Source organism: Thermoactinomyces sp. DSM 45891 (assembly GCF_900119485.1).
GTDB lineage: Bacteria > Bacillota > Bacilli > Thermoactinomycetales > Thermoactinomycetaceae > Baia.
In genome coordinates this window covers 7,697-19,464 of record NZ_FPJZ01000002.1, presented here as the reverse complement: position 1 = coordinate 19,464, position 11,768 = coordinate 7,697, and the positions used below count along the sequence as shown (strand labels likewise).

The following is an 11,768-nucleotide window of genomic DNA, read 5'->3' as shown; positions in this document are numbered from 1 at the left end:
TATTTAGAGTGTTGGGTGGGGACATACTCCACCCGGCATCTTGTATAGAAAAGAGGTAGAGGTAATGACGAACATAGAACGATATGAGTCTTCATCTGCACAGAAGCGACTCTATCTAATTCATCAATTGCAAACGATGAGTACCGCCTATAATCTTCCTCTCGTGATGATCGTGGAGGGGGTGTTTGATAAAGTCCGTTTTAACGAAGCAGTAAACAAGCTGATTCAGAGGCATGAAGCTTTACGAACGAGCTTTGTGGAAGAAAAGGGCGAAGTATTACAGCAAGTTTATGAGTCGATCGATATGAGAGTCACGGACCGAGGAATAGTAGAAGACAAGGATGTCGAAAAGCTGGTGCACTCCTTTATTAGGCCTTTTGATCTACAGAAAGCCCCCCTGCTTCGTATAGAACTGGCTGATCTTTCGCCGAAGAAGCATGTTTTGCTGATGGATATTCATCATATTATTGCCGATGGGACATCTATTCGGACCATGTTGGAGGAAATTCTTGCTTTTTACAATGGAATGGATCTACCGGAACTAGATGTTCAGTATGTTGATTTTGCTATCTGGCAAAATGATTTCTTTCAATCTGAAGAGATGAAAGCACAAGAGGAGTACTGGATATCTACCTTTGCAGAAGAGGTGCCTGTGCTTCAGCTTCCACTCGATTACCCACGTCCACCTGTGCAAACGTTTACCGGTGATCGGCATTCGTTTACCCTTGATGTCGCTTTGACTGCACAGATTCAAGATTTCGCGCGCCGAGAAGGTGTGACGCTCTATATGTTTTTGCTAGCGGCATACAACTTGTTACTAGCGAAATATAGCGGTCAAGAATCGATTGTGGTAGGTACACCGATTGCAGGACGAAAACATGTGGAGTTTGAGCGCATCGTGGGCATGTTTGTGAATACACTTGCGATGCGTAACGAACCGAAAAATGATAAAACATTCCGCGCTTTCTTGCAAGAAGTAAAGACCAATGCGCTAAAAGCATATGACAATCAAGATTTTCAATTTGAAGAATTAATCGAGCGATTAGGAATTACTCGTGACCGGAGCAGACATCCATTATTCGATACGATGCTAGCTGTACAAAACACGGATAAATCGGTTATCGAATTTGCCGGTCTCAGTTTCACTCCGTATGAACTAGAAAATAAAACAGCTAAGTTCGATCTATTTGTAGAGGTATTTGACCATGAGCAGGAACTAGAATTCCACCTTCAATACAATACAGGGCTATTCCGCGAAGAATCGGTGAAACAGTTCGCTATTCATTTGGAAAATATCATTCAAGATGTGTTATCTCATCCAGAGAAGAAGTTGTGGGAGTTTGAACTCATAACTGAAGAAGAGAAACAACAGCTTCTCACAATGGGATCAGGATATAAACTGTACTCTCCAACCGATAAAACGATTACTCAATTATTTGAGGAGTATGTAGCGAAAACGCCAGACCATGTAGCCCTTGTGTACGGTCAGAGACAACTTACTTATCGTGAATTGAATGAACGAGCGAATTGTCTGGCACGAACGATACGAGAGACAGGCATCCAGTCAGATTCATTTGTTGGGATAATGGCGGATCGATCTGTTGATATGCTAGTTGCCATCTATGCGGTGCTAAAAGCAGGTGCGGCGTATGTGCCTCTAGACCCAGACCTACCAACCGAACGGATCGCTTATATTTTAGATGATAGTAAGACTCAGGTACTGTTAACGCAGGAAAAATATCGTGGGAAATTGGACTATGCAGGAGAAACTCTCTATCTAGAAGACGAATCACTCTATCAGAGTGACGGTAGTAATTTAGAGACAATTAACACCTCGCAAAGTATTGCCAATGTGATCTATACGTCTGGATCGACTGGGAATCCCAAGGGTGTAATGATTGAACATCATAGCATCGTAAACCTACTATGTGCGTTGCAAGATCAGTATCCATTTGGCGAAACAGATGCTTATTTACTAAAAACCACTTTTTCGTTTGATGTATCTGTGGCGGAGTTATTTGGCTGGTTCTTTGGAGGGCGGCTCGTCATATTAGAACAAGGGCTGGAAAAAGATCCGTTTCGTATGTTACGAGCGATTGATCAATATCAAGTAACCTATCTCAATCTTGTTCCGTCGATGCTTTCCATCCTTCTGGATACAATCACAGAAGACAAGCTAGTGATGTTAAATAAACTAAAATACTTGTTTGTGGCAGGGGAAGCGATCACGCAGCCTGTCATTCATAAGTTTTATCAACTGACCCGTACGGTCCAGCTAATAAATCTATATGGACCTACGGAAATGACGGTTTATGCTACCGGATATCCTTTAAGCAAAGATGAGGATCACATCCATGTTCCAATCGGGAAACCACTTGCGAATATGGAGGCATATATTGTAAATAGTCATTCGCAGCTACAACCAGTCGGAGTGATTGGAGAGTTATGTTTAGCAGGTAGAGGGATTGCAAGGGGTTATTTAAATAAGCCAGATTTGACCGAAAAAGCCTTTATTGATCATCCGCACAGGCCTGGAACGAAAATGTACCGGACGGGTGATATTGCCAGATGGCTTCCTTGTGGAAATATCCAGTTTTTCGGACGGAGTGACCATCAGGTAAAAATCAGAGGATATCGAATCGAGCTTGGAGAGATCGAAACGAAGCTACTAGAGCATCCAGCTATTCAGAAAGCGGTAGTGGTTGCTCATAAAAATGAACGAGGCGATTTCTCACTATGTAGCTATCTCGTTTCAGATGGCAAATGGACCTTTACAGAGCTGCGTAAGCACTTAGCCAAGTCACTACCTGATTATATGATTCCTTCTTACTGCATGGAATTAGAAGAGTTGCCGCTCACACCGAACGGCAAAGTAGATAAGCGAGCTTTACCAGATCCCACGATTGAAAACCAACTTCATAAAAAATATATTGCTCCAACCAATAAGGAAGAGACGGTCATAGCGGAAATATTTCAGGAGATATTAGGTGTGGAACGGGTTGGACTGGATGATCATTTCTTTGAATTAGGCGGACATTCTCTTAAAGCGACGATGCTAATCCTACATGTCCACAAAAAACTAGAAGTAGAGTTGCCGATGCGTGTAGTTTTTAATCATCCGACTGTGAAAGAGATAGCGGAGTATATCCGAGGTGCAGAAACACATGATTATGCTTCTATTCAACCGATTGAGAAACAACCCCATTATTCAGTGAGTTCAGCGCAAAAGCGGATGTATGTCATGAGTGAAATGGCTCCTGAAAGTACGGCTTTTAATATAAACAGCACGATGGTGATCCAAGGGGACCTTGACTATGGTTGGTTCGAAAACATCTTTAATCAGTTGGTTCAGCGTCACGAATCGCTACGTACCTCGTTTGAGTTAGTAGATGGGGAACCTGTTCAGATTGTACAGGATGAAGTTGTTTTTGAACTGGAAGTGATGGAAGCAAAGTGGGAGGACGCAAATCAATGGATCAAGCGCTTCATCCGCCCATTTGACTTGAAAAAAGGGCCACTTATCCGTGTGGGACTGATTCAGGTAGAACCTACTGTGCATCTATTCACCATCGATATGCATCATATTATTTCGGATGGAACCTCAATCGGCATTTTAATCAAGGAATTTATCCGACTATGTCGTAGGGAATCACTCTCACCATTACGTATCCAATATAAAGATTTCTCTTCTTGGCAAAATGAGGTTCTACAGTCTGATATGACGAAGAAACAGGAAACGTACTGGCTTGAGCAGTTTAAAGGCGATATCCCGATTCTACAGTTGCCAACGGATTACCCACGTTCAGAATCAGTTGATCATAGAGGGAACTCTGCCTTGTTTCAAGTAAGCAAAGAGCAGGCGGATCTTCTATATCAATTCTCACGAGAAAACGAGACGACTTTATTTATTCTCTTGCTCGCTGCATACAATATCTTACTTTACAAATATACAGCACAGGAAGATATTATCGTCGGGACACCCATCGCTGGAAGGCAACATATCGATTTAGAAAACGTGGTAGGGATGTTTGTTAATACGCTACCGATTCGTAACCAACCAGCTGGTAAAAAGACGATTCGAGAGTTCATAAAGGATGTAAAGAATCAAGTATTTGCTGCTTATGAGAATCAGGGTTATCCGTTGGAGGAGCTTGTATTCAAATTAGGAATCGACCGTGCGGCAAATCGGAATCCGCTATTTGATACTATGCTCGTGGTGCAAAATATGGAGATTCCAGAGATTGAGGTTGATCATCTCCAGTTCCAGCCTTATGAAGAAGAGTCACATACTTCACAAGGGGCTTTAACTTGGGCTGCGATTGAAGGCGACGAGGGGTTATTCATAGTTGCGGAATATCAAGTAAGCCTGTTCAAACAAGAAACCATCGAAATAATGGGGCAAGACTACCTCACAGTTCTACAAAAAATGATGATGAATTTGGATGAAACCATTATGGAATTGTCCATTCGTGAAAAACAAGAAACAGATGCATCAGACGCTTTAAGTGCGCTGGATGAAGAATTCGCCTTTTAAAGGGTTGGGAATGGGGAGGATCGTCTCTTATATGCTAGAGAAATTACAAAAGCTGGGTCACTTAGTGGGAAGTACGCCACTGGTTCCATTGGAACATCCATCGATCCATTTATATACAAAACTTGAATACCATAACCTGATGAATAGTGTGAAGGCCCGTACAGCCTTTTATATGTTATCATCTGCGATCAAAAGAGGGGAGATTCACCAAGACACGACGTTGATTGAATCTTCATCTGGCAATCTGGCCATTGCGCTCGCAACGCTTTGCCAATACCTGAAGATCAAATTCATCCCAGTCATTGACCCGAATATTAACGGAGTGTATGAAGATTTATTACATTCTATCTCCTATAAAGTGGTAAAAGTGACAGACCGGGATGCGACGGGTGGATTCCTCCTTACACGTCTAAATAAAATACAAGAACTACTTTACTCGATTCCAAATGCGTATTGGACGAATCAATATCAAAATCCAGATAATTACTATGCGCACTATCACGGAATCGGCACCGAACTAGTCCAACATTTCGAAACGTTAGACTATGCATTTATTGGAGTTGGGACGGGCGGAACGATTTCAGGGATCTCGAATCGTCTAAAAGAAGCGTTTCCTAATGTGAAAGTAATTGCTGTGGATAGTGAGGGGTCTGTCATTTTCAATGATATGCCAAAAAAGAGATATATTCCGGGTATTGGAGCAAGCACGGTTCCTGAGCTAGTGAAACGTGCTGTGATCGATGAAGTAGTTCATATCTCGGAACAGCATACAGTAGAAGGATGCCATCAATTATTTGAAAATCACGGGATCTTCGCCGGAGGATCCTCTGGAACATCTTATTATGCAATCAATCAATATTTCCAAGATAAAACCTTCGTTCGAAAGCCAAATGTGGTCTTTCTATGCCCAGATAACGGTGTTCCATATGTGCAGACGGTTTATAACGCAGAATGGATCAAGTGGCTATCGAATCAATCGGCTTTCATATCGTAATGAAACATACATGGAGGGATTTACATGCTTTATTTAAACACAGGACATATCAAACAAATGGGCGTGGAGTGGCACAAAACCGTGCAGGTGATTCAGAATGCTGTCCAAAATTTGAAAGAAAAACATTATGCACAGCCTATCAAGCCTTACTTGCGATTTAAAGATCAACGGAATCGGATTATCGCGATGCCTGCCTACATCGGAGGGGATTTTGAGGCAGCAGGAATTAAGTGGATTGCTAGTTTCCCGAAAAATATTGATAAAGGAATACAGCGAGCACATTCGGTTACGATTCTAAACGATTCCGATACTGGAAAGCCTTTCGCTACCTTCAATACAGCGATCGTGAGCGGAATCCGTACGGCTTCAGTATCAGGGCTTATCATCCAAGAGTTTGAAAAAGTACGGGATCTAACTGATATAAAAGTGGGCATTATCGGTTTCGGTCCAATCGGCCAGTTACATCTCAGTATGGTTACGCATTTACTAGGAAGTAAAATATCATCCATCACTTTATACGATAAAAAAGGGGTTAATCAAGAGCATATACCAGCAGAGATTCTAGCTAAAACCAACATCGTCGATTCCTATGAAGAAGCGTATCAGGATGCAGATATTTTCATTACATGCACAGTTGCTGCGGAAGGATATATCGACCAGAAGCCGAAAGACGGCGCGCTCTTACTAAATGTTTCACTTCGTGACTTTAAACCACAGATTCTTGACTATACGAAATCGATCATAGTGGACGACTGGGAAGAAGTTTGTCGTGAGAATACGGATATCGAAGTGATGCATCGTGAGCGGAATCTACAAAAAGAGGATACATACTCCATTGTAGATGTGGTGTGCCATGATGCGATGAACCGTCTCGGGGCAGAGAAAGCAGTTTTATTTAATCCGATGGGAATGGCGATTTTCGACGTAGCGATTGCTACCTATTATTACCGATTAGCAGTGGAAACAGGGTCTGGGGTCCAATTGGAAGATTAGATACGGAAAATAGATTGGATTTTGGGGTTAAAGAGGGGGTTCTACCATGAATAGTGTGATTTCTTCACTAGCTTTAGTATCGGCGGAGCAAATTTATTTCCATGAATCACATGAAAATGAACGGCTAGGCAAAATATGCAAATCGATAACTGAAGAGGGCTATTTGAGTAATCCACCGATTGCGATGCAGCTATCGAATGAAAAATATCTTCTATTAGATGGAGCCCATCGGTTGATGGCCTTAAAGGAACTCGATTGTAAGAGAATCGTGGTCCAATTAGTAGAAGAAAAGGATGTTTATTTAAGTGCTTGGAATCATCTCCTCCCACAGGATGCTTGGTGGGAGGAGTTACAACAGTGTCCTTATCTTCATTGGGCTACGGAACCGGAGGGTCGCAAGTGGCTTGCTCATATAGTGTTACCTAGTGGAGAAACATATTATTTATATTCTACAAATGAGAGCGATGAGATGTTGGATCAATTAACAGCATGGCACCATATTGTAGGACTCTATCAACATAAATGCCATGTTCGTAGAATTCCAAATGGTTCTCACATTGAACCACAGGATGGAGAAGTGTTTATCTGTTATCCGCAATATACTTTAGATGGATTAAAGAGAGTCGTAGAATCCAATCGATTAATGCCAGCCGGGATCACCCGCTGTATTGTAGAAGGTCGTTTATTGAACTTACGAATTCCATTGGAAATACTTCAATCTGAAAAACTTCCAGTGGAACAATGGCAAACATTACGTAGCAAATGGATGAATAGCCTACGTTTCTATACAGAGCCAGTCTACGTTTGTGAAGCGTAACGTCATAGAAAAGGAGTGATCTGATGAGAGTTTTTAGACTGATACTCCTAAGCTTTATTGTATGCTTAGGTAGTTTTACCCCTCTACTCGCAAGTGCACAGCAGGAATTGCTACATACGACAGTGGAAGATGTAGAGAAATTTATAAACGACCAAAAAGAGGCTGGGAAAATCCCCGGTTTGGCCATCGTCGTCACGCAGGGTGATAAAACTTTATATCAAAAAGGGATTGGATATGCTGATGTCAAGCAACAGAAAAAGATCGAAGGAAATACACTATTTGAGATTGGTTCAACCAGCAAAGCCTTTACCGCCCAAGCGTTATTTCAGCTAGAAGAAAAGGGACTCATCCACTTAGATGATCCCATTACCAAGTATATCCCATGGCTGACTTTGAAGTATCAAGGGAAGCCTACCCAAATCACGGTGGAGCAGTTTCTTCATCATACAAGCGGGGTCCCATTTCAATCTATTGGCCAAATTCCTAGTTCCACATTAGAAGATGCACTGGAGAAGACTGTACGAAAGTTAGTAGGTACTGAATTAACACATCGTCCCGGTGAAAAATTCGAGTATGCTACGATCAACTATGATGTGTTGGGTTATGTAATTCAACGCGTTTCAGGTCTTTCGTTCGAAGAGTATATGCAGAAGAATGTATTTCCAGAAATAGGATTAAAAGGTACATATATTCAAGGGGATGTGCCGATGGACAAAATGGCGACAGGATACAAGGCGGGCTTTACTCGAGCACTTGAATACAAAGCGCCACTCTTTCGAGGCAATAATCCGGCTGGTTATGTCGTTTCAAGTATCGAAGATATAGAGAAGTGGTTAAAAGTTCAGACAGGCAGTGTGAAGGTGAGTGAAGCGGTTAGTAAACGAATCACAAAGTCACACGAACCAGACCGAAAGGTGGCACCGGATCTAGATGGTTCTTCTTATGCAGCAGGATGGTCTGTCTATCAAAATGGCGATGGCGGCCAAATCGCACATAGTGGAAATAATCCTAACTTCTCTTCATATTTTGCCTTTCGTCCAAAAGATCAACTTGGAGTAGCTGTGTTAGCCAATATGAATTCAGATTATACGGCTGCGATCGGCCAAGGAATCATGAATATGATGAACGAGAAAAAAGTGACAAAACTCACATCTGATATGTATGTGAAAGTGGATCAAGTTGCAACAGCCGTTACGTATATTCTCGGGACAATGGCACTCATTACCCTCTTCTTTTTATCTCGCATGGTGATTCAAATCCTCAGAGGGAAGCGTACATTTGTAGGGGTTGGATTGCGTACAGCTTTCCTAACGGCGATGTTATGGGCCATTATGGGTGGAACCTTTGTGGGAGCGATGTACTATCTGCCAGAAGTTTTCTTTCAGGGACTCCCGTGGAGCTTTGTCTATGTATGGGGTCCGATTACGATTTTGACAGCCATACTCTCACTCGGAGTTGTGGGAATGTTGTTTTGCCTGTACGCTGTATTGGCAAAGCTTTTTCAAAAAAAAAACGATAAACCCATCTTTTATTTAGGTGTTCTTAGCTTAATCGGCGGTCTGGGAAATGGACTTATTATTTTCATGATCAATTCAACGCTTGCTTCGGATAAAGGTTTTAATCCCGTTTTATTTGGCTACTTTATCATGGGAATCGCTATCTATGTGATCGGCGAGAAAATGGTGCGAACCAAATTAATCGACATCACTAATAACATCGTCTACGAAAAGCGCATGGACTTAATAGGGAAGATACTCGGCACCTCCTATCAAAATTTCGAATGTATCCCAGATGGGAAAATCTATGCCACATTGAACAATGATACCGAAACCATAAGCAGATTTTCTACGATTGTGATTACCGGAATTACAAGTTCTGTAACTCTGATGTTTTGCTTCATTTATCTGGGATTTATTAATTTTTACGGATTACTTGTTTCGCTCGGGGTTATTCTTCTATCAGTAGGACTTTATTTCATCATCGGTCGTTCTGCCAACCTTATGTGGGAGCAAACACGGGATATCCAAAATGTGTTTTTCAAATTTATCAATGATATTGTGGGTGGCTATAAGGAGCTGTACCTACAAAAAGGAAAACGTGCGGACTTTCATCAAGCAATAGAAGAGAGCTGTGATGCTTATCGGACCAAGAGGGGTCTAGGAGAGAAGAAGTTTGTCAATGTTTTTGTGATTGGGGAATTGCTGTTTGTATTTGTCATCGGGGCGGTTGCCTTCTTCTTTCCTATCTTGTTTCCAGAGATTCAAAAAGAATCATTGATTAGTTACGTATTCGTCTTCTTGTATATGACGGGTCCTGTTCACGGAATCTTAAACTCATTTCCAGAGCTATTTCGCATTCGAATAAGCTGGAAGAGAATGAATGAATTAACGTTGGATCTCACTTCAGCCGCTCAGGTGGAGAAAGTAACAATGAGTGAAGAGCAAAAATCCGATGTTACTTCTTTACAGATAGAGGATGTGATTTATCGATATAAAAGTAAATCGGGAGAGGCATTTTCTGTGGGGCCACTCCAGTATGAGTTTCAGTCGGGAGAGATTGTCTTTATAACAGGAGGAAATGGGAGTGGAAAGTCCACATTAGCCAAGCTAATTACGGGGCTTTACTCTCCTGATTCCGGACAAGTTATGATGAATCATAAACCGATTGATTCAGCGGAAATAGGCTCTCATTTCTCTACTATCTTTAGTGATGTGTATCTATTTGATCGTCTATATGGGATTAATACAAATCGCAAACAAGCGGATATCGAACACTATTTAAAATTGCTAGAAATCGAAGATAAGATATCGGTAGATGAGAGTGGGGCCCTTAGTACTATTAATCTTTCAACCGGACAACGGAAACGGGTCGCACTTATGATTAGCTATTTGGAAGACAAGCCTTTCTATTTATTTGATGAATGGGCTGCCGATCAGGACCCGGAGTTTAGAAGATTCTTTTATGAAAATTTGTTACCTGATTTGAAAGAGCGGGGTAAATGTGTGATTGCGGTTACCCATGATGATGGGTATTTCCATTTAGCGGATCGGGTCATTAAGATGGAGTATGGCCGGATTTTGGACTTGGGTAAGGTGGAGGAGAAGGAGAGTCGGGTTGTGTAATAGGACTCTTTCTTCTAAATTAATGGTATAATGTAAAAACATTTATGCTAAATAAAAAATTAAGGAGATATACTTATGACAACTCAGTTGAAATCAAACAAAACCTTTCCTGTTCTAGAAACAGAACGTCTCGTTTTAAGAGAAGTTACCCCTGCCGATGCCGGGGATATGCTGATCTATTTATCAGATCCAGAGGTGATGAAATACTACGGACTTGCCCCTTTTGAATCAGAACAAGATGCGCTAGATGAAATCGCTTGGTATGCCAGTATTTTTCAAAAGAAAACGGGGATTCGCTGGGGTATTACTCTAAAAGGCACTGATCAAGTTATCGGTAGTTGTGGCTTCCTCAACTGGTCATCTGATCATTATCGTTCAGAAGTTGGCGCTGAGTTATCGAAAGAACATTGGAATAAAGGAATCATGACTGAGGCATTTCAAGCCATCCTCCAGTACGGATTTGACCACATGGAGCTTGTTCGAATCCAAGGATTAATGGAACTCGAAAATGTTGCTTCATGGAAGCTATGTGAAAAAAGTGGCTTTATTAGAGAAGGCTTATTGCGAAAATATGAATATACAGTTGGGAAGTTTGACGATATGTATATGTATTCATTGTTGAAAGAAGATTTTTTAGCGATGTCCTAATTGAATGATTAGATAAAAGAATAATCCCCTTATATGGCGAGGTGCCGTATAAGGGGATTTTTTATTGTGATTAATTATATGCATGGGGATTAACTAGGATATTTTTACAATATTTACTGTAACAGCAAGTGATTCATTAAATATCGCGTAATCATTTGTGCCTTGTGTGTTAACAACTTGTAATATACCAGAAGTGATATCTGCTGATAAATCAACAATATACGTTTGAGTTCCAGTTAGGAAGTCGTTGACATTTTCAAAAGTCATCATGGAGCCACTCTGAACCAAGTTGTTTAAACGTAAAGCTACTGATACATTGTCTGGGGGAGTGGTTGGTCTAACAAAGACAGAGTAAGAGACTAAATAGATGTGACCATTGGTTAGAGTAATATCTGTACCTGTAGGTGTAAAGGTAATATCTGCTCCTCCGTTATTAACTAGTACTGTATCTAATGGTATCGCTACCGGGGAAGCTGAGGTCCCGGTTACACCCGTTATTCCAGTACTGCGTGCAATCAGCATATTACTGGTGCTAATAGCTCCGGTAGGTCCTGTGGAACCTTGAGGCCCTGTGGAACCTTGAGGCCCTGTGGAACCTTGAGGTCCCGTGCTACCTTGAGGTCCTGTGCTGCCTTGAGGTCCTGTGCTGCCTTGAGGTCC

Annotated in this window: 7 protein-coding genes; 6 read left to right on the top strand and 1 reads right to left on the bottom strand. The window is 41.5% G+C overall.

Annotation, left to right across the window (positions count from 1 at the left end; genetic code table 11):
- The first annotated feature begins 64 nt into the window (after positions 1 to 64).
- From BT147_RS03290 to BT147_RS03265, 6 genes are all read left to right on the top strand, one after another.
- Positions 65 to 4,534: a non-ribosomal peptide synthetase gene (locus BT147_RS03290; protein WP_072330944.1), complete on the top strand. Its 4,470-nt coding sequence runs from the start codon at positions 65 to 67 to the stop codon at positions 4,532 to 4,534.
- 31 nt (positions 4,535 to 4,565) lie between these two features.
- Positions 4,566 to 5,528 (top strand): 2,3-diaminopropionate biosynthesis protein SbnA, encoded by a 963-nt coding sequence (sbnA, locus tag BT147_RS03285; RefSeq protein ID WP_072330942.1) that lies wholly within the window; start codon positions 4,566 to 4,568, stop codon positions 5,526 to 5,528.
- Between the two features lie 24 nt (positions 5,529 to 5,552).
- Complete coding sequence (gene sbnB / locus BT147_RS03280) at positions 5,553 to 6,521, top strand: 2,3-diaminopropionate biosynthesis protein SbnB (RefSeq protein WP_072330940.1); 969 nt, start codon at positions 5,553 to 5,555, stop codon at positions 6,519 to 6,521.
- 46 nt (positions 6,522 to 6,567) lie between these two features.
- On the top strand, positions 6,568 to 7,338 hold the full coding sequence (locus tag BT147_RS03275) for a ParB N-terminal domain-containing protein (RefSeq protein ID WP_072330938.1): 771 nt from the start codon (positions 6,568 to 6,570) through the stop codon (positions 7,336 to 7,338).
- A gap of 23 nt (positions 7,339 to 7,361) precedes the next feature.
- Positions 7,362 to 10,460 (top strand): cyclic peptide export ABC transporter, encoded by a 3,099-nt coding sequence (locus BT147_RS03270; protein ID WP_072330936.1) that lies wholly within the window; start codon positions 7,362 to 7,364, stop codon positions 10,458 to 10,460.
- Positions 10,461 to 10,535: 75 nt separating this feature from the next.
- The gene (locus tag BT147_RS03265; RefSeq protein WP_072330934.1) at positions 10,536 to 11,108 is read left to right on the top strand and encodes a GNAT family N-acetyltransferase; all 573 of its coding nucleotides are present in this window, start codon (positions 10,536 to 10,538) and stop codon (positions 11,106 to 11,108) included.
- A 93-nt stretch (positions 11,109 to 11,201) separates the two neighbouring features.
- On the opposite strand, the gene BT147_RS15730 is transcribed toward BT147_RS03265, so the two are convergent.
- Positions 11,202 to 11,768, bottom strand: a 567-nt coding sequence (locus BT147_RS15730; protein WP_072330932.1) for a collagen-like protein, incomplete at its 5' end; no start/stop codon positions are given.